Below are 18,978 nucleotides of genomic sequence, written 5' to 3' on the forward strand. Positions count from 1 at the left end.
CGGCACGCCAGAGAACCGCGTCACCTTGGCGGCAGTACGAGCGACCGGTTGCTGGCGAAGAAGCGCTCCGCGCCGCTGAGCGGGTCGCGAAACCGCACTTCGCGCGCCAGCAGTTGCAGCGGGCGCTCGTAGTCGTCGGTGCCTTCGGGGCGCAGCACCGGATAGATGGCGTCGTTCAGGATCGGCATGCCGAGCGCATGGCAATGCACTCGCAACTGGTGCCGCCGGCCGGTGACGGGTGAGAGCGACAGATGCGCCCAGTCCGCACCGGTGTCGATTACTTCGATGTGCGTCTCGGAGTTGGGCTCTCCAGGCACTTCGCGCATGCGCATGAAATGGGTGTCGTCTTCGAGCCGGCTACGGCGCACGCCGGGCGGCGCGAAGTCTGCGGGGCGATGGACGATCGCTTCGTAGCGCTTCTCGATCGTGCGTTCGGCAAAGAGCTGCACGTAGGGCCCCCGGCTGGCGCGCTGCACCGAGAAGAGCACGACGCCAGCCGTCTCGCGGTCGATGCGGTGCAACGGCACAAGGTCGTCGATGCCCAGTTTGCGTTTGAGGCGCACCAGCAGCGTCTCCTGCACGTACTTGCCCACCGGCGAGATCGAGAGAAAGTGCGGCTTGTCGACCGCAAGCAGATGTTCGTCGCGGAAGAGAACCTGCTCCTCGAACGGCACATGGGGCTCGGAATCGAGGTAGCGGTAGTAGTAGATGCGCAGGTTCGGCTCGAAGCGCCGGGTTTCCGTGATGGGCACGCCGTGCTCGTCGACGACCTCGCCGGCGCCCATCCGGGCTTGCCACTGCGCGCGCGTGACGGCGGTGAAGCGATGCGCGAAGTAGTCGAGCACGGTCGGCCAGTCGCCAGCAGGCAGCGCCGCGCAGCTCGGGCCGACGCCGTCTCGCACGGGGAGCGGCAATGGGCGCTGGGTCATGCTGAGAGCAGCGAAGCGATCTCGGAGAAGGCGGGACGGGCGGCGATGTTCGCGTCCATGCAACGCACCTGGAGTTGCGTGAGCAGCTTGTGGCGCGCTTCATCTTCCGCAGCGGGTTCGCAATGCGCCAGAAGCTCTTCGAGCAGGCACCCGAAGGCGCGCGCCTCGATGCGTTCGAGCGTGCGGCTGGTCGCCTCGTCGTCGCGCGGCAGGAAGCACGCAGCGCCGAAGTCGCCGAGCATCACATCGCCCTTGCCATTCCAGAGCATGTTGTGCGCGTACAGGTCGCCGTGGACGATGCCGTGATCGTGCAGCTGCGCGACCGCCGAGGCGATGCCGCTCGCCATGCGCCATGCGGTTGCAAAGGACCAGCGAGCGTCATCCGCATACACATCGCGCGTGCACGATTCGAGGCTCGGCGGCCCCGCCAGGTTGCGAAACGATGGATCGACCAGCTTCAACACCAGGCCCGGCGTGCCTTCGGGATGGTCATGGATGCGGCCCAGCACTTCAATGAGGTTCGGATGCCTGTCGGCCGCAATGCACGCAGCCATCTCGCTGTGCGGCCAACCGTCGCTGGTGACTTCGCCCTTGAAGAGCTTGACCGCGACGGCTTGGGTGCTTCCGTCCGGGCGCTGCCAGTCGGCCTGACGGATCACGCCGGATGCGCCTTCGCCGAGCTTGTGTCGAAGCGAAATCTGTTGCCACGGAACGGCTTCCGTCGGCACCGCATTCATCGCCGCGACTTCCGGGCCTTCATCGAACGGATTGCCCGAGAAGGCCAGCCAGGAGAGGCGAGGAAGCGCGAGCAGCCATGCGGGCAGCGCGTCGAACTCGTTGGCGGAGATGCGGACCAGTTCGAGCGCCTGACAAGCAACCATCTCGGGTGGCAGTGCACGCAGCTTGTTCCCCGCGAGCATCAGCTTCTGCAGGCGCGGGCGCTTGCCCAGTTCGGCCGGCAGCGATTCGATCTGGTTGTCTGTGAGGATCAACCAGCGCAACTGCGGTGGCAACGATTCGGCCGGCACGCTGCGGATGCGGTTGGCCTTGAAGGCGACCATGTCGAGCCGGGCGCATCGCCCCAACGCAACCGGCACTTCGGTGAAGGGGTTGTCGGAGCAGAACAGCACGCGCAGTTGCGCGAGCCGACGCAGGTCATCCGGCAGCGCACGCAACGCATTGCCGGAAAGATCCAGTATCTCCAGCGTAGCCGCGAGGTCGAAGACTTCGCGCGGAACTTCGGTGAGCCCGCTGCCGCGGAGGTCCAGCCGCCGCGTTCCGGCCAACTGGCCAGCGCGGAGCTGGTCCAGCGTGCTCATTTGAAGATGCCGAAGCGATAGATGCCGTCTTCGCCACGCCGGCGTTGCAGCTGGCCCGAGAACCACAGCATGTGCAGGTGCGCGACGGTTTCGCCCATCGCGAAAGTCATCTGGTGCAGGTCGAGCGCGCGCTTGAAGAGGATCGGCAGCCCCTCGGCCGCGCTGAGGGGCTTGGCCACGCAGGCTTCGAGCAGTTCGGCGAGCCGGTCGCGGTGGTGCTCCTTGAGCTGCTCAACACGGCGATGCACGCCGGTGAAGGGCTTGCCGTGCGATGGCAGGCCCAGCACATCCACCGGCAGTTCCTTGAAGCGCTCGATGCTGTCGAGGAAGAGCTTCAGCGAATTGGCTTCGGGCTCGCCCGCGTGCACGCTGACGTTGGTCGAGATGCGCGGCAGCATCATGTCGCCGCCGAGCAGCGTGTTGAGTTCTTCGCAGTAGAGCGCGATGTGTTCCGGCGCGTGGCCGTAGCCGCTGATGCAGCGCCATTCGCGACCGCCGATCTTCACGATGTCGCCGTCCAGCATGCGCACGAACCTCGGCGGCACGGCGGGCACCATGTTGGCGTAGTAGCTCGTTCGTGCGCGGATCTGGGCAACGGACTCCGGATCGACGAGGCCGTGCATCGCGAAGAAATCGGCTGCTGCGTCACCGCCGGCGAGCGTGTCGCCCGCCGTGGTGAGCACGCGCGCGACGTGGTAGTCGGTCGAGCTGATCCACAGCGGCGCCTTCCAGCGCGTGCACAGCCAGTCGGCGAGCCCGATGTGGTCGGGGTGCATGTGGGTGACGATGACGCGCAGGATGGGCAGGCCTTCCAGTTGCGTCTTGAAGATCTGTTCCCACTGCGCGCGCGCGGCGTCGTGCGAAATGCAGGTGTCGACCACCGACCAGCCTTCGACGCCATCGATGTTGTCGCGTAGCAGCCAGAGGTTGATGTGGTCGAGCGCAAAGGGGAGCGCCATGCGGATCCAGCGCACGCCGGGAGCCACGTCGATCGCCTCGCCGGGGGCTGGCAAAGTGTCACCGAGGGGGTATTTGAGTTCGCGTTCGAGGAGGTTCATGTACGATTGACGTTAACGTAAACGTCATGGCAAGGAGCCATCATTGTAGGCAGTGCGTCCCGATCGTGCTGTCGCACTCGTTCCCACCCGGATTACATGCCGTCACAAACCTTCACCATCGGCGAGCTCGCGAAAGAGTTCGACCTCACCACGCGGGCGATCCGCTTCTATGAGGACATGGGCTTGCTCTCGCCCGAGCGCGCCGGTCTGCAGCGCATCTACAGCGCGCGCGACCGCACCCGGCTGACGCTGACGCTGCGCGCCAAGCGGCTGGGGCTGACGCTGACCGAGGTGAAGGACATCCTCGACATGTACGACAGTCCGCGCGATACCGCGGCACAGTTGCAGCGCTTCCTGGGCGTGCTTGGCAATCACCGGCAGCAGCTCGAATCGCAATTGACGGACCTCCAGGCCAATATCGACGAGATCCGCGCTCAGGAGAAAAAGGCGCGCGCTGCACTCGCGCGCGCCGAGAAGCCGAAGGTGCGCTGAACCTCCGCCCATCCCCACCACCCATCACCAAGACAAGGCACACATGGAAAACTCATCCGACAACCTCGAAGACCTGTTCGCCCACAACCGCGCCTGGTCCGCGCGCATGGAACGCGACCGTCCCGGCTTCTTCTCCAGCCTGGTGAAGCAGCAGACGCCCAAGTACATGTGGATCGGCTGTTCCGACAGCCGCGTGCCGGCGAACCAGATCACCGGCCTGGAGCCGGGCGAAGTGTTCGTGCATCGCAATGTCGCGAACATCGTGGTGCATTCGGATCTCAACGCGCTCTCGGCGATCCAGTTCGCGGTGGAGCGGCTCAAGGTGCAGCACATCATGGTGGTCGGCCACTATGGCTGCTCGGGCGTGCAGGCTGCGCTGGAAGGTGCGCGCATCGGCATTGCGGACAACTGGCTGCGCCACATCCAGGACGTGCGCGACCGCCATCACGTGATGCTCGACACGCTGCCCGAGGCCGCCCGCGCCAATGCGCTGTGCGAACTGAACGTGGCGGAGCAGGTGGTCAACGTCGCCGTCAGCACCGTGATGCAGGACGCATGGGGCCGTGGCCAGGCGGTCACGATCCACGGCTGGGCCTTCGGCGTGCACGACGGGCTGATTCAAGACCTGGAGATCACCGTCGACGGCACCAAGCCGATGGAAAACCTCTACCGCGCCGCCGTGCAGCGCATCCGCCACAAATGGAGCAAGCCGGCGGTTGAGAACGGCGCATCGGAATACATCAAGTAATCCGCCGCGCGAGGCCCCATGTTCCCGCAGCGCCTCGATTCGCCGCTGGCTTATGACATCGCCAAGGCGATGCGGGACGGGTTCGACCGGCACTACCGGCTGTTCCGGGCCGAATCGGCGCGAGCCAAGCATCGTTTCGAGACCGCCGACTGGCATGGCCAGCAGCGGGCGCAGCGGGAGCGTATCGAGTTCTACGACCTGCGAGTCGGCGAGGCGGTGGTGCGGCTCGAAAAGGAATTCAAGGCCGGCGACCAGCCGATGGAGGTGTGGCATCAGATCAAGCTGCACTTCATCGGCTTGCTGGTGAACCATCACCAGCCGGAACTGGCCGAGACCTTTTTCAATTCGGTCACGACCAAGATCCTGCATCGCGCGTACTTCCAGAACGACTTCATCTTCGTGCGGCCGGCAATCAGCACCGAGTACATCGAACCGCGCGATGCACCGACCTATCGCGCCTACTACCCGACGCCGGAATCGCTGACCGCGATGATCCAGTCGATGCTGCTGGACTACCGCCTGCAGGGCCGTGGCTACGCCAGCATGGAGCGCGATGCCGGCCGCGTGGCGACAGCGATCCTTGGCCGCTTCCATCAGGTCAAGCTGCGCGCCAACTTCCAGTTGCAGGTGCTGTCGGGGCTCTTCTATCGCAACAAGGGCGCGTATGTGGTCGGCAAGATCATCAACGGCTTCACCGAACTGCCCTTTGCGCTGCCGATCCTGCACAACACGGACAACAAGTTCTACATCGACGCGGTGCTCTTCGGCGAGGAAGACCTGCAGATGCTCTTCAGCTTTGCGCGCGCGTACTTCATGGTCGACATGGAAGTGCCTTCGGCCTATGTGCAGTTCCTGCGCTCGCTGATGCCGCGCAAGCCGCGCGCCGAGATCTACAACGCGCTCGGGCTCGCCAAGCAGGGCAAGACGCTCTTCTATCGCGACTTTCTCTCGCACCTGAACTATTCGAGCGACAAGTTCCGAAGCGCGCCCGGCATCAAGGGCATGGTGATGCTGGTGTTCGACCTGCCGTCGTTTCCGTACGTGTTCAAGGTCATCCGCGACTACTATCCGCCGCAGAAGGACACCACGCGCGAGCAGATCAAGGGCAAGTACATGCTGGTGAAGCAGCACGACCGCGTGGGCCGTATGGCCGACACGCTGGAGTACAGCAACGTCGGCTTCCCGCTCGACCGCTTCGAGCCGGCGTTGATCGAAGAGATCAAGCGGTTCGCGCCCAGCCAGCTCGAGATTGGCGACCGCGACGGCAACGGGGAGATGGAAGTGGTGGTCAAGCACTGCTACATCGAGCGGCGCATGATTCCGCTCAACATCTACCTGCAGGAGGCGTTTGACCTGCTCGACCAGCCCGAGCATGCCCACCGCGCGAGCAAGCAGCTGGAGCATGCGGTGGTCGAGTACGGCAATGCGATCAAGGACATGGTGGCCGCGAACATCTTTCCGGGCGACATGCTGTGGAAGAACTTCGGCGTGACACGCGGCGGCAAAGTCGTGTTCTACGACTACGACGAGATCGAATACCTCACCGACTGCAATTTCCGCAAGGTGCCGGCGCCTCGCACCGAGGAAGAAGAGATGAGCGGCGAGGTCTGGTACGCGGTCGGGCCCAAGGACGTCTTCCCCGAGACCTTCGGCCCTTTTCTTCTGGGCAACCCCGCGGTGCGTGAGGCCTTCATGGCCCATCACGCGGACCTGCTCGATGCGGCCTTCTGGCAGAGCCACAAGGAGCGCATCCAGGCGGGGCAGATGCTCGATGTCTTTCCCTATGACGAGGCCCAGCGTTTCAAGCACGAAGGCCACGCACCCTATTTCTGACAACTATCTGAAGGAGCAATTTCCATGAGCGAATCGATCGTGATCGTCGGCGCCGCCCGTACCCCGATGGGCGGCTTCCAGGGCGATTTTTCTTCTCTTGCTGCGCATGACCTTGGCGGCGTGGCGATCAAGGCCGCTGTCGAACGCGCGGGCATCAGCGCCGACAGCGTGGGCGAAGTGCTCTTCGGCAACTGCCTGATGGCAGGCCAGGGCCAGGCACCAGCGCGGCAGGCGGCCTACAAGGGCGGCCTGCCTGACAGCGCGGGTGCGGTCACGCTCAGCAAGATGTGCGGCTCGGCCATGAAGGCCGCCATGATGGCGCACGACATGCTGCTCGCGGGCACGCACGAAGTGATGGTGGCCGGCGGCATGGAAAGCATGACGAACGCGCCGTACCTCATGCTCAAGGGCCGTGGCGGCTACCGCATGGGCCATGACCGCATCTTCGACCACATGATGCTCGACGGCCTGGAAGACGCCTACCAGCCGGGCCGCTCGATGGGTACCTTCGGCGAGGACTGCGCGGCCAAGTACAAGTTCACGCGCGAGCAGCAGGATGCATTCGCGATCGCCAGTGTCGAGCGCGCGAAGGCCGCGACGACGTCGGGCGCCTTCAAGGCTGAGATCGCGGCGGTGACCGTCAAGGGCCGCGGCGGCGAGACGGTGATCGAAATCGATGAAGGTCCGGGCAAGGTCAAGGTCGACAAGATTCCGACGCTCAAGCCCGCATTCAAGAAGGACGGCGGCACCATCACCGCTGCATCGAGCTCGTCGATCAACGACGGCGCTGCTGCGTTGGTGATGATGACCGAGAGCACCGCGAAGAAGTACGGCGCGAAGCCGATCGCGCGCCTCGTCGCGCACACCACGCACGCGCAGCAGCCGGAGTGGTTCTCTACTGCACCGGTCGGCGCAGTCGCCAAGCTGTTCAAGAAGACCGGCTGGGGCGTGAAGGACGTGGACCTCTGGGAAGTCAACGAAGCCTTCGCCGTGGTGCCGATGGCGCTGATGCACGAACTGTCGGTGGCGCATGACATCGTCAACGTGAATGGCGGTGCCTGCGCGCTCGGTCACCCGATCGGCGCGAGCGGTGCGCGCATCATGGTGACCTTGATCCACGCACTGCAGCAGCGCGGCAAGAAGCGCGGCGTCGCGACGCTGTGCATCGGCGGCGGCGAAGGCACCGCCGTCGCGATCGAACTGGTGTGATGTTTTAAGCGGCCCCGTGACGGCCGCGGCCCGCATCGTCGTGTGACGGTGCGGGCCTTTTTTCTTTTCGCTCTTCCGCGTGGGCACCGCCCAGCATCCGGCTGAAGAGGCGGGCGGTCTTGGCGTCGCATGCCATGCCGTGGTCGAGGTGCACGTTCATTGCGAAGCCGTCGAAAGCCATCAGCACGACTCCCGCGATGACATCGCTTTCCGCCGGTGAAACGGAAAGGCAGCTTTCGATCCACTTCGCGACGCGCGACTGGAACAGCTCGCGCAGATGCGGGCTGTAGGAATCGCCGCCGCCGGTGGTGGAGAGCGCCTGCATGATGTTCTTGGCAAAGCCGTTGGTCTCGCGCGGGAGATCGCGCCAAAGGGCCACCAGCAGCCTCTCCAGCCGCGCTTCCGGCGAAGCGACGCGCTTCAGGGAGCGGTCCAGCTTCTCCAGCCTTTCATTGAGCCACGGCTCGTACAGCGTGTAGAGGATGTCGAGCTTCGAGCTGAAGTAGACGTACACGTTGGCGGTCGAGATGTCGGCCTCGCGCGCGATCGCGGGGATGGAGGTCTCGATGTAGCTCTGTGCCGAGAACAGCCGGAACGCCGCCTCGAGGATGGCTTCGCGAACGCCTTCTTTTTTTCGCTGGGACATGGTGGGCTTGGGGTTTGTTCGGAGACGGATCCATTCTCTCAAAAATGAATGGTATTCGCTATTGACACGGATTAGCTTGACTCCTAAAGTAGTTTTCAGCCCCAGGTTTTGACACAGATCAGGAAACCAGACGATGCAATCAGCGATCCGCACCCAAGAGCTGAACCCTGCGAAGCTCACCTCTCTCTTCCGCAAGCAATTCGAACTCTGCCGTGTCGGTCCCGGCCAGACCGTCGCGATCGTGAGCGACCTCGGCACACGCCGCGAATACATCCAGGCCGCCTTCGCGGCGTCGCAGGAGATCGGCTTCGACATCTACGAGATGTGCGTCAACGCCATCCCCGGATGGACCAGCGTCGGCGTGCCCACCATCGGCAAGTGCAAGGGCACGCTCGAAGCGCTGATGGCGGTGGACATGGTGCTCATCTTCCACGTCCCGCTCTTCTCGAAGTGGCTGCGCGACGTGCAGGCCAAGGGCGTGCGCGTGCAGATGATCATCGACGCGCCGGACGATCTCTACCAGCTGCAATCGCCGCCGGGGCTCAAGGAAGCCGTGGTGCACGCACACAAGCTCTATGAGAAGACGCGCGACGTTCGCGTGACCAGCAAGGCGGGCACCGACCTCACCTACAAGTGCGGCGAATACCCGGTGATGAGCCAGTACGGCATGGCCGACGAGCCGGGTCGCTTCGACCACTGGGGCGTGGGGCTGTTGCACACCTTCCCGAACGAAGGCAGCGCGCAGGGCCGCGTGGTGATTGCTCCGGGGGATGTGGTGATCCTTCCTTACTGCCGGTACGTGCAGGACGCGATCGAGCTTGAAATTCGTGACGGTCACATCGTCAGCATCGAAGGCGGCCTCGACGCTGCGCTGATGCGCGAGTGGCTGGGCGAAGGCAAGACCAGCGAGAACGACAAGGACCCGTATGCGCTCTCGCATCTGGGCTGGGGCCTGAACCCGCAGTGCCGCTGGGATTCGCTCGCGCTCTACGGCGATGCGCCCGAGCGCAGCCGCGCAGCATCGCGCAGCTTCCCCGGTAACTTCCTCTTTTCGACCGGACCGAACACGCAGGGCGGCGGCAAGCGCACCACGCGCGGCCACTACGACGTGCCGATGCGCAACTGCACCATCTCGCTCGACGGCAATGTCGTGGTGAAAGAAGGCCGCGTCGTCGATCCGAAGATGATCGTCGAGCGCGTGGCGCGCTGAACCGGAGACGCGCTTCATGCTCATCGAAGGTCAATTCCCCATCGCGGCGCCGCCCGAGACGCTGCTGGTTCATTTGTTCGACGCAGGTCTGATGGCCTCGTGCCTGCCCGGCTGCGAAAAGCTCGAAGCACTCGATGCCGACCGCTATCGCGCGGTCGTCGGCATCTCGATGGCGGGCATCAAGGCGCGCTTTGACCTGCTGGTCGAAATCACCAAGCGCGACGACCGCAATGTCTGGGCGGTCACGCGCGGCGACGAAGGCGGCCACGCCAGCAACCTGCAGGCCGACAGCCAGGTCAGCCTGCAACCCACGCCCGAAGGCACGCTGGTCAACTACCGCTCCGAGGTCTCGGTGACTGGCCGTCTCGGTCGCTTCGCGCTCGGCATGATGAAGAAGAAGGCGCAGAGCATGGGCGACGAATTCGCGGTCAACCTGCAGCGCAAGCTCGAGCAGATCGGCGCCGCACCGGCCGCGCAGCACTGAAGGATCGACGATGACGACGCTACAGGGGCTTTATCGCCCGAAGACCGTCGCCGAAGCCACGGCGCTGCTCGCGCAGGACCCGGAAGCCAAGCCACTCGCGGGTGGCGCGACGCTGGTCGCAATGCTCAACGCCCGCGTGCTCGAACCCGCTGCGCTGGTGAGTCTCGCGGACATCGACGAGATCAAGGGCATCAGCACCTTGCCCGACGGACGTGTGCGCATCGGCGCCTTCACGCGCCATCGCGACACGGCCGCTTGCACGCTGCCACTGGGCAGTTGTGCAGTGGTGCCGCATGCGGCATCGCAGATCGCCAATGCGACGGTGCGCAACATGGGCACCATCGGCGGCTCGATCTCGTTCGCCGATCCGGGGCTCGACTATCCGCCGGCGCTGGTCGCCGCAAAGGCGGAGATCGAGATCGCATCCACCGAAGGCCGACGCACGCTGCCGGCTTCCGAGTTTTTCGTGGACTGGTATCTCACCGCGCTGGAGCCGGGCGAGATGGTCACCGCCGTGTACCTGCCGGCCAACGATGGTGGCGTAGGCACCTATGTGAAGCACGCACGCGTGGCGGGTGACTACGCGACCGCATCGGTCGCTGCCTGCCTTCATGGCGATGCAAGCCTGAGCGTCGCGGTAGGCGCATGCGGGCCGACACCGCTTTCCGATCCGGAAGCCGATGCAATCCTGTCCTCCGATCGCAGCGATGCCGGTATCACCCGCGCCGCGCAGATCCTCGTCGAGCACGCCGATCCGTTGGATGACGTTCGCGGCAGCGCGGACTACCGCCGCCAGTTGATTCCCCGACTCCTGCTGCGCGCCGTGCGCACCGTCGAAGCCGCCCACCGGAGCGCTGCATGAATTCCCCGATCACTCTCCATGTCAACGGCGAGAGCGCGCAGGTCGATGCGGGCCTGCACGACACGCTGCTCACCGTGCTGCGCGACCGCCTTCAACTCACGGCGGCTAAGCGCGGCTGCAACCAGGGCGTTTGCGGCGCCTGCACCATCAGCGTCGATGGGGTGCCGATGCGCGCGTGCCTGAGCCTCGCGCACAACTGCGAAAGTGCCGATGTGAAGACACTCGAAGGCCTTCAGGACAGCCCTGAGATGCGCGCGCTCCAATCGGCTTTCGCGGCTTCGGGCGCCTTCCAGTGCGGCTTCTGCACGCCGGGCATGCTGGTCAGTGCGCGTGCGCTGCTGCAGCGCAACCCCGATCCGGACGATGCGGCGATCCGCTCCGCGCTCTCCGGCAACCTGTGCCGCTGTACTGGCTACGTGAAGATCATCGACGCGGTGCGCACTGCGGCACACGCGCTGCAAGGCGAAGGAGTCGCATCGTGAGCGCGGCCGTCGTCGAAATCCCCGGCGGTGTCGGCCAGGCCATTCCGCAGCTCGAAGCGGACGAGAAACTCACCGGCCGCGCGCAGTACATCGCCGACCTGTATCGCCCCGGCATGCTGCACGGTGCGATCCTGCAGAGCCCCTACGCGCATGCGCGCATTCGCGGCTACGACCTGAGCGAAGCGCTCGCGCTCCCCGGCGTGCGCGCAATCGTGACGGGCGACGACCTCGACGATGCGCACAAGATGGGCGCGTTCATCAAGGACGAGCCAGCCTTCGCCAAGGGCAAGGTGCGCTATGTCGGGGAAATCGTCGCGGCGGTCGCTGCCGATACGGAAGCCATCGCGCGGCAGGCGACGAGGCTCATCCGTGTCGACTACGAAGAGCTGCCCGCGGTGCTGAGCCCCGAAGAGGCGCTCGCACCCGGCGCCGCGCTGGTGCACGACAACACCGACGCCTACATCAAGGTGTTCGATTCGGGCACCGACGGCAACCTGTGCTCGCGCACGTCCTTCCGTTCCGGCGACATCGACAGTGCATGGGCCCAATGCGACGTGGTGGTCGAAGGCCACTATCAGACGCAGGCGCAGGCGCATCTTTCGCTCGAACCCTGCGGTGCACTGGCCGAGGCAGATGCGGCGGGCCGCGTCACGCTGTGGTCCGCCAACCAGTCGGTGTTTCGCGTGCAGGCGAGCGTGTGCGAATCGCTCGGCTTGCCGATGACGCGGCTGCGTTGCCTCACGCCGCGCATCGGCGCGGGCTTCGGCAACAAGATGGAAGCGCACGTGCAGCCGGCCGTGGTGCTGCTCGCGCTCAAGACGCGCAAGCCGGTCAAGCTGATCATGAGCCGCGAAGAGGACTTCGAAGCGGTCCGTGCACGCCACCCGGTCACGATCCGCATGAAGACCGGCGTGAAGCGCGACGGCACGATCGTCGCGCGCGAGACCGAACTGCTGCTCGACGGAGGCGCATTCGGCGACGACAGCCCGGGCGTGCTCGGCTATGCGCTGCTGATGAACTGCGGTCCCTACCGCATCCCGCATGTGCATGCGCACGGCCGTGTGGCGTACACCAACAAGCTGCGCTTCGGCGCGTTCCGCGGCTTCGGCGTGCCGCAGGTGACCTTCGCGTCGGAATCGCAACTCGACGAAGTCGCGCAGAAGCTCGGCATGGATCCGATCGCGCTGCGCCGCAAGAACATGCTGGTCGATGGCGATCCATGGTTCGGCGGCCAGCCGATTCTTTCCAACGGCCTCGCGGATTGCCTTGACATCGTGCAGAAGGAATCGGGCTGGCCCGTGCCCTCCGACGCTGCGCCCGGCCGCCGCCGCGGCTTCGGCGTGGCGTTGACTGCGCATATCAGTGGTCTGCTCGCTTCAGGCGCGATTGTTCGCGTGCTCGAAGACGGCACGGTGCTGCTCAACACCGGCGCGGTTGATATCGGGCAAGGCTCCAACACCGTGCTTACGCAGATGTGCGCCGAGGCGCTCAAGCTGCCGGTGGACCGCGTCGCCATCGCGAGCCCGGACACCGATGGCTCCCCCTACAACTGGGGCACCACCGCGAGCCGCGTGACCTACGTGGCCGGGCGCTCGGTCGTGGGTGCCTCCGAAGAGGTCGCAGACAAGCTCAAGCAGCAGGCCAGCGAGATGCTCGAATGCTCGGTCGAAGACCTTGAGTTGCTTCCGGGCGGCAGGGTCGCGATCAAGGGCGTCGAGCAGCGTTCGGTCAGCTTCGCCGAGATCTCGGGCCGTGCCCACTGGGCAGCGGGCGGGCCGATCATCGGCACCCACAGCTGGGTGTTCAACCAGAAGACGGTGGACCCCAAGCGCGCAGTGGTGCAGGGCCTGCCGTTCCCGCAGATCGGCATCTACAGCTTTGGCGCGCTGGTGGTCGAGGTGGAAGTCGACGAACTCACCGGCAAGGTGCGCGTGGTGCGCGCGTGGTCGGCCTGCGACATCGGCCGCGCGATCAATCCGACGATGGCGACCGGGCAGATCGAAGGCGCCTTCGTACAGGGCATGGGCTACGCGCTGACTGAAGAGATGGTCTGGGACGGCGCACGGCTCGCGAACCCGAGCCTCATGGACTACAAGATCCCGACCTTCGCGGAGCTGCCCGAGAGCCTGAAGGCCTACCTCGTCGAATCGAACGAACCCAGTGGCCCGTTCGGCGCGAAGAGCGTGGGCGAGATCGGCATCAACGGTGTTGCCGGGGCCATCGCGAACGGCATCGCGCAAGCGACCGGCGCGCGACTGCACCAGTTGCCGCTGACGTCGGAGCGCGTACTGAACGCGCTCCTGGCGCAGGAAGGCGAGGAGGCAGCATCGTGAAGCTCGATCACTACCCGCCGCAGGAGCCGCTGTCGCCGCTCGGTGCGGCGTACCAGGACCGCATCCTGAAGCTCGGCGAAGGCGTATCCGGCCATGAAGCGGCCTACGGCGACGATCCGTACCAGACGCTCACGGTATTCCGCCCCGAGCGGCCCACGGGCGACGTGCTGGTGTTCTTCCACGGCGGCGGCTGGACCAGCGGCTACAAGGAATGGATGTACTTCATGGCCCCTCCGCTGACCGCGCAGGGCGTGACGCTGGTCAGCGCCGGTTATCGCCTGGCGCCGAAGCACGTCTTCCCGGCCGGCCTCGACGACGCGGCCGATGCAGTGGCTTGGGTGTGGCGAAAGATCGCGTCCGAAGGCGGCGACCCGAAGCGCATCTTCGTCGGAGGCCACTCCGCAGGCGGTCATTACGCGGCGCTGCTCGCGGTTACCGACGAATGGCGCAAGGCGCGGGCGCTCCCTGCCGATGTGCTGCGCGGTTGCCTTCCGGTGTCCGGCGTCTATCGATTCGGCGAAGGCAGCGGTCTGTCGGTGCGTCCGCGATTCCTCGGCACCGGCAATGAAGAGCGCACCGACGCAGCCGCATCGCCATTGCTTCGTCTCGACGGCGCAGTAACACCGCCGTTCCTCATGGCCTACGGCAGCCGCGATTTCCCGCACCTCGTCGCACAGGGGCAGCAGATGGAAGCGGCCCTGCGCGCCGCCGGCGTGCCGGTGCAAGTCCAGATCCTCGAAGGTTGTGACCACTTCGAGGCCAGCGTCGCCTGTGGCGAACATCCCGCGGGATGGCCGGCACTCGCAGCAACGTGGATGCGGCAGACCGCTGCATCACCCCATTCCGTCGACACCAGGAGAACGTAAATGCAAAGTCCCACATGGAATCGCAGGTTGGTCATGAGCAGCATCGCGGCGCTGGCCGCGATGGTCTTCGCGCCGGCCACTTTCGCGCAGGCCGACAAGCCGATACGCATCGGCTATTCGATGGCGCGCACCGGCATGCTCGCGAACGCCACGCCGTCGCAGAACAACACCTACGAGTTGTGGAAGGAGCAGGTGAACGCGCGCGGCGGCATGGATGTCGGCGGCGTGAAGCGCAAGGTCGAGTTCGTCACCTACGACGATCAGTCCAAGCCCGAGCAGGCGGTGCGCATCTATGAAAAGCTCATCACCGACGACAAGGTCGACCTGTTGCTGGCGCCCTGGGGCACGCCATTCCAGATCGCCATCGCGCCGGTGCTGGAGAAGTTCAAGTTCCCGATGGTCGGCAACACGGCCGCGTCGGTGTCGCTGCGGCAAGTGAAGCCGGGCTACATCTGGTTCCCGACCTCGGCGATCCCGGACCGCATCGGCGTAGAGCTGACGGCGATGCTGAAGGCCAACAACGTGAAGTCGGCGGTGGTGATCGCCAACGTGCTGCCCTTCACCAAAGAGATCAAGAACTACCTCGAACCGGAACTGAAGAAGGCCGGCATCGAGATCAAGCTCTCGACCGAGTACCCGCCGGACATCAAGGACATGACCTCGATCCTCACGCAGGTGAAGCAGGCCAATCCTGACGCGGTGCTCGCGCTCGCGTACCCGGGCGACTCGGTGCTCTATGCCAAGCAGGCCAAGGAGCTCGGTCTCACCAGCCCGGTTCAGTTCATCGCGATCGGCCCGAGCGATGCCTTCTTCGCGAAGGCGGTCGGCCCGTCGGTGGCGGAAGACGTGATAACCATCGCGCACTGGTCGCCGCGTCCGGAATGGAAGGGCTCGCAGGCCTTCTATGACGCCTACGTCAAGAAGTTCGGCGAAGACCCCGACTACCTGAACTCCGCGCTTGCATGGATGTCGCTGGAAATCCTCGAGACGGCGGTTGCGAAGGACGGCCTCGACAAGGCCAAGATCCGCGACACCATCAGCAAGGACACCTTCGAAACCATCAACGGCAAGGTGAAGTTCGACGGTGTGCAGAACACGATCACGCCGACCGCCTTCGTGCAGACGCAGAAGGGCAAGCTGCAGATCGTGTGGCCCAAGTCGATCGCGACCGGGCAGTACGAGGCCAAGAAGTCCTGGTAAATGTCCGTTCTCGACGTGCTGCTCTCGGGGCAGCTGCTGTTCGCGGCCCTCGTCACGGGATCGCTCTATGCGCTGGTTGCGTTGGGCCTCAACCTGGTCTACGGGACCATGCGGATGCTCAATGTCGCGCACGGCGACCTCGTGATGCTGGGTGCGTATGCGGCCTACTGGGCGTTCAGCCTGCTCGGCATCTCGCCGCTGATCGCTGCCCCCGTGGTGGCGTGTCTCGGCGCGCTGATGGGCTATGTGCTCTACAAGGGGCTGTTCCGGCGGCTGCTTGCTGCGCCTTCGCCCAACGCGGGCCGCATGGAGAGCAACTCGCTGCTGCTCTTCTTCGGCCTGTCGATCATCCTGCAGAACGTGGCGGCGATGGTCTTCACGCCGAACAACCGTGCCTACCAGTACCTCGATGACGTGCTGCACGTCGGCGATGTCGCGATGACCGGCAACCGCATCGCCGCGCTGGCGGTGGCGGGCACGACCTGCATCGCGATCGCGCTCTTCCTCGGCCGCAGCATGGCGGGCCTCGCGATGCGCGCGGTGATCGAGCGGCGCGAAGCCGCGTACGTGGTGGGAGTCGACGTGGACCGCGTGCAGTGGGGCAGCTTCGCGCTCGGCTTCGGCAGCGCGGCGCTCGCGGGTGCGCTCATCTCGATGCTGGAGCAGTTCTCGCCGTTCTCGGGCTTTCCGCTCACCATCGCGGGCTTCATCGTGATCATCCTCGGTGGTCTCGGCAATGTGATGGCGGGCCTCGCGGCGGCGCTGTTGCTCGGCGTGATCGAGACTTACGGCGTCGCGCTCACATCGGCCAACCTGCGTTCGGTGCTGCTCTACGGCTGCTTCGTCGCGGCATTGCTGCTCTTTCCCAACGGCCTTCTGGCGAAGCGATGAACCGACAAACCAATCCTCGCCGCGGCGCCAGCGGTTGGCTCGCCGCGATGGCGGCCGGCACCATCGCGATGCTGGTGCTGCCCTTCGTCGCCAACGACTACCTCGTCGGCACCGGCCTCACGCTGCTGATGTGGCTCGCGCTCACGCAAAGCTGGTGCGTGCTGTCGAAGATGACCGGCTACGTCTCGCTCGGCCACGTGGTGTTCTACGGCCTCGGTGCCTACCTGATGGTGGTGACCTGGCAGCAGGCGCCTTTCCCGCTCGTCGTGATCGGTGCGGGCCTCCTTGCAGCGGTGTTTGCGGCCATCGTCGGCCTGCCGGTGCTGCGCGTGCGCGGGCCGTACTTCGTGATCCTGACCTTCGGCCTCGCCGAGCTGGTGAAGTACATCATCATCGCGGCCGAATCCGCGAGCGGCACCGCGAGCCGGATCCTCTTCGGCACGCCGGACCTCATCGTCGTGTACTTCTCGATGTTCGCGCTGGCAGTGCTCGCGACCGGGCTTCTGACTTGGGTCAGCCGCTCGCGCTTCGGCCATGGTCTGCGTTCGCTGCGCGAAAACGAGGAAGCAGCCGAGACGCTCGGCGTGCCGGTGGTGCGCTTCAAGCTGCTGGCCTTCGTGCTTTCGGCCGCGATCCCCGGCATGGTCGGGGCTGTGATGGCCCTGCGCTCCACTTACTTCGTGGTGGGCGGCGTGTTCGATCCGATGATCTCCATCACCATGATCGCGATGGCGATCCTCGGTGGCGGCGACAACGCGCGCGGGCCGGTGCTCGGCGTGGTGTTCCTGTTCCTCATCCAGGAACTGCTGTGGGCCAACGCGCCGCTGCTGTACATGATCATCCTCGGCGCGATCCTCATCACCTTCGTGCTGGTGCTGCCCAACGGGCTGGTCGGCATCGCGGAGGCACGTGCACGCAAGCGTGCGGAGCGTGTACCGGCGGAAGAGGGGGTGAAGGCATGAGCGCGCTGCTTTCCGTTCGCGGGCTGGGGAAGCGCTTCGGCGGCCTGACGGCGCTGAACAACGTCTCCTTCAATGTCGAGGCTGGCCGAATCGTCGGCGTCATGGGTGCCAACGGCGCGGGCAAGACCACGCTCTTCGCACTCATTGCAGGCAACGTGCGGCCCACGGCGGGTCAGATCGAGTTCGAGGGCAAACCGATCGTCGGCCTGCGCCCCGATCAGGTCTGCAGGCTCGGCGTCGCGCGCACCTTCCAGATCGTCAAGCCCTTTCCGTCGCTCACCGTGCTGGAGAACCTCCGCACCGGTGCGATGTTCGGCCACGCGCAGTTCAAGCGCGAATCCGAAGCGGATGCCGCGTGCATGCAGGTCCTTGAAGAAGTCGGGCTTGCGAACGTGGCCCATCGCCCCGCGTCTTCGCTGACGCTCTCCGGGCAAAAGCGCCTGGAGATCGCGCGCTGCATCGCGACCGGCGCACGGCTGGTGCTGCTGGACGAGGTGATGGCCGGGCTGACGCCGACCGAGGTCGCGCAGATGCTGGAGACGCTGCGCCGGCTCCAGGCTTCGCGCGGACTGACGCTGCTGGTCATCGAGCACGTCATGCGCGCACTGATGGAACTCTGCGGCCACATCGTCGTGCTGCACCACGGCGAGCTGATCGCCGAGGGCACGCCCGCGCAGATCGGCGACAACGAGAAGGTGCTGTCGGTCTACTTCGGAGCGCACGCATGAGCTCGAATCCCATTCTCGAAGTGGACCGCCTCGTCGCCGGCTACGGCCAGACGCGCGTCGTGCACGGCCTCTCGCTGGAGGTGCGACAAGGCGGCGTGACCGCGCTGCTCGGTGCCAATGGCGCCGGCAAGACCACGCTGATGAAGACCCTCTGCGGCCTGCTGCCGGTGCAGGGCGGCGCGCTTCGCTTTCTTGGAGAAGACATCGGCCGCAGCACCGCCGACAAGCGCGTGCTGTCGGGACTCGTGCTGGTGCCCGAAGGCCGCATGGTGTTTCCGACGCTCAGCGTCCACGAGAACTTGCGTCTCGGCGGCATCAACCAGCGCGCGCGTCCGCGCCTCAGGCAGAACATCGAGCGGGTGTTCGACATCTTTCCGCGCCTGCGCGAGCGCAGTTCACAGCAGGCGATGACGCTTTCCGGCGGCGAGCAGCAGATGCTCGCGATCGGCCGCGGGCTGATGGCGGAGCCAAAGCTGATGCTGCTCGACGAACCCACGCTGGGCCTTGCGCCGGTGATGGCGCTCGAGATCTTCGCGCTGGTTCGGCGTCTGACGGCCGAAGGGCTCACCCTGCTGCTGGCTGAGCAGGATGTGCATCGCACGCTCGACGTCGCAACGCATGCTTACGTGGTCGAGAACGGCCGTGTCGCTGCTGAGGGTCCTGCCGCCGAGATCGCAGGCGATCCGCGCATCCGCCAGGCCTATCTCGGTCTTTGAAAGAAATCCG

Annotated in this window: 19 protein-coding genes; 15 read left to right on the forward strand and 4 right to left on the reverse strand. The window is 65.4% G+C overall.

Annotated elements, in window-relative coordinates:
• Positions 1-20 precede the first annotated feature (20 nt).
• The 3 genes from FHW64_RS06735 to FHW64_RS06745 are packed head-to-tail and all read right to left on the reverse strand — an operon-like array spanning position 21 to position 3,306.
• Positions 21-929, reverse strand: a complete 909-nt coding sequence (locus tag FHW64_RS06735) for a pseudouridine synthase (protein WP_184524402.1) — start codon at positions 927-929, stop codon at positions 21-23.
• Positions 926-2,248, reverse strand: coding sequence for a leucine-rich repeat-containing protein kinase family protein (locus tag FHW64_RS06740; RefSeq protein WP_184524403.1), 1,323 nt, complete (start codon positions 2,246-2,248; stop codon positions 926-928). Before FHW64_RS06740 ends, FHW64_RS06735 begins: the two co-directional genes overlap by 4 nt.
• Positions 2,245-3,306: an MBL fold metallo-hydrolase gene (locus tag FHW64_RS06745; protein WP_184524405.1), complete on the reverse strand. Its 1,062-nt coding sequence runs from the start codon at positions 3,304-3,306 to the stop codon at positions 2,245-2,247. Before FHW64_RS06745 ends, FHW64_RS06740 begins: the two co-directional genes overlap by 4 nt.
• A 96-nt stretch (positions 3,307-3,402) precedes the next feature.
• On the opposite strand from FHW64_RS06745, the gene FHW64_RS06750 reads away from it, so the two are divergent.
• From FHW64_RS06750 to FHW64_RS06765, 4 genes are read left to right on the forward strand one after another with little or no spacing between them, the layout of a single operon-like run.
• Entirely contained in the window at positions 3,403-3,798 is a 396-nt protein-coding gene (locus tag FHW64_RS06750; RefSeq protein ID WP_184524407.1) for a MerR family DNA-binding transcriptional regulator, read from the forward strand.
• Between the two features lie 43 nt (positions 3,799-3,841).
• Positions 3,842-4,546, forward strand: a complete 705-nt coding sequence (gene can / locus FHW64_RS06755; protein ID WP_184524409.1) for a carbonate dehydratase — start codon at positions 3,842-3,844, stop codon at positions 4,544-4,546.
• Positions 4,547-4,564: 18 nt separating this feature from the next.
• On the forward strand, positions 4,565-6,379 hold the full coding sequence (aceK, locus tag FHW64_RS06760) for a bifunctional isocitrate dehydrogenase kinase/phosphatase (protein ID WP_184524411.1): 1,815 nt from the start codon (positions 4,565-4,567) through the stop codon (positions 6,377-6,379).
• Between the two features lie 24 nt (positions 6,380-6,403).
• The gene (locus FHW64_RS06765; RefSeq protein WP_184524414.1) at positions 6,404-7,588 is read left to right on the forward strand and encodes an acetyl-CoA C-acyltransferase; all 1,185 of its coding nucleotides are present in this window, start codon (positions 6,404-6,406) and stop codon (positions 7,586-7,588) included.
• 4 nt (positions 7,589-7,592) lie between these two features.
• On the opposite strand, the gene FHW64_RS06770 is transcribed toward FHW64_RS06765, so the two are convergent.
• Positions 7,593-8,234: a TetR/AcrR family transcriptional regulator gene (locus FHW64_RS06770; RefSeq protein WP_184524416.1), complete on the reverse strand. Its 642-nt coding sequence runs from the start codon at positions 8,232-8,234 to the stop codon at positions 7,593-7,595.
• Positions 8,235-8,367: 133 nt separating this feature from the next.
• Between FHW64_RS06770 and FHW64_RS06775 the strand changes: the two genes are divergently transcribed.
• The 11 genes from FHW64_RS06775 to FHW64_RS06825 are packed head-to-tail and all read left to right on the forward strand — an operon-like array spanning position 8,368 to position 18,968.
• Positions 8,368-9,444: a 2,5-dihydroxypyridine 5,6-dioxygenase gene (locus FHW64_RS06775; protein WP_184524418.1), complete on the forward strand. Its 1,077-nt coding sequence runs from the start codon at positions 8,368-8,370 to the stop codon at positions 9,442-9,444.
• 16 nt (positions 9,445-9,460) lie between these two features.
• A complete protein-coding gene (locus FHW64_RS06780) occupies positions 9,461-9,928 on the forward strand; it encodes a CoxG family protein (protein ID WP_184524420.1) in 468 nt (155 codons plus the stop codon).
• 10 nt (positions 9,929-9,938) lie between these two features.
• Entirely contained in the window at positions 9,939-10,790 is an 852-nt protein-coding gene (locus tag FHW64_RS06785; protein ID WP_184524422.1) for a xanthine dehydrogenase family protein subunit M, read from the forward strand.
• Positions 10,787-11,272 carry a (2Fe-2S)-binding protein gene (locus FHW64_RS06790; RefSeq protein ID WP_184524424.1) on the forward strand — a complete coding sequence of 162 codons (486 nt, stop codon included), beginning with the start codon at positions 10,787-10,789 and terminating at the stop codon, positions 11,270-11,272. The genes FHW64_RS06785 and FHW64_RS06790 overlap by 4 nt, the downstream gene beginning before the upstream one ends.
• Positions 11,269-13,605, forward strand: coding sequence for a xanthine dehydrogenase family protein molybdopterin-binding subunit (locus tag FHW64_RS06795; RefSeq protein WP_221210230.1), 2,337 nt, complete (start codon positions 11,269-11,271; stop codon positions 13,603-13,605). Before FHW64_RS06790 ends, FHW64_RS06795 begins: the two co-directional genes overlap by 4 nt.
• A complete protein-coding gene (locus FHW64_RS06800) occupies positions 13,602-14,471 on the forward strand; it encodes an alpha/beta hydrolase (RefSeq protein ID WP_184524426.1) in 870 nt (289 codons plus the stop codon). Before FHW64_RS06795 ends, FHW64_RS06800 begins: the two co-directional genes overlap by 4 nt.
• The gene (locus tag FHW64_RS06805; RefSeq protein WP_184524428.1) at positions 14,472-15,671 is read left to right on the forward strand and encodes an amino acid ABC transporter substrate-binding protein; all 1,200 of its coding nucleotides are present in this window, start codon (positions 14,472-14,474) and stop codon (positions 15,669-15,671) included.
• Complete coding sequence (locus FHW64_RS06810; RefSeq protein WP_184524430.1) at positions 15,672-16,562, forward strand: branched-chain amino acid ABC transporter permease; 891 nt, start codon at positions 15,672-15,674, stop codon at positions 16,560-16,562.
• The gene (locus FHW64_RS06815; protein ID WP_184524432.1) at positions 16,559-17,524 is read left to right on the forward strand and encodes a branched-chain amino acid ABC transporter permease; all 966 of its coding nucleotides are present in this window, start codon (positions 16,559-16,561) and stop codon (positions 17,522-17,524) included. Before FHW64_RS06810 ends, FHW64_RS06815 begins: the two co-directional genes overlap by 4 nt.
• Positions 17,521-18,252: an ABC transporter ATP-binding protein gene (locus FHW64_RS06820; protein WP_184524434.1), complete on the forward strand. Its 732-nt coding sequence runs from the start codon at positions 17,521-17,523 to the stop codon at positions 18,250-18,252. The genes FHW64_RS06815 and FHW64_RS06820 overlap by 4 nt, the downstream gene beginning before the upstream one ends.
• Positions 18,249-18,968: an ABC transporter ATP-binding protein gene (locus FHW64_RS06825; protein WP_184524436.1), complete on the forward strand. Its 720-nt coding sequence runs from the start codon at positions 18,249-18,251 to the stop codon at positions 18,966-18,968. The genes FHW64_RS06820 and FHW64_RS06825 overlap by 4 nt, the downstream gene beginning before the upstream one ends.
• Positions 18,969-18,978: the final 10 nt, after the last annotated feature.

The sequence above is a fragment of the Variovorax sp. Sphag1AA genome (genome assembly GCF_014192575.1).
Taxonomy (GTDB): domain Bacteria; phylum Pseudomonadota; class Gammaproteobacteria; order Burkholderiales; family Burkholderiaceae_C; genus Variovorax.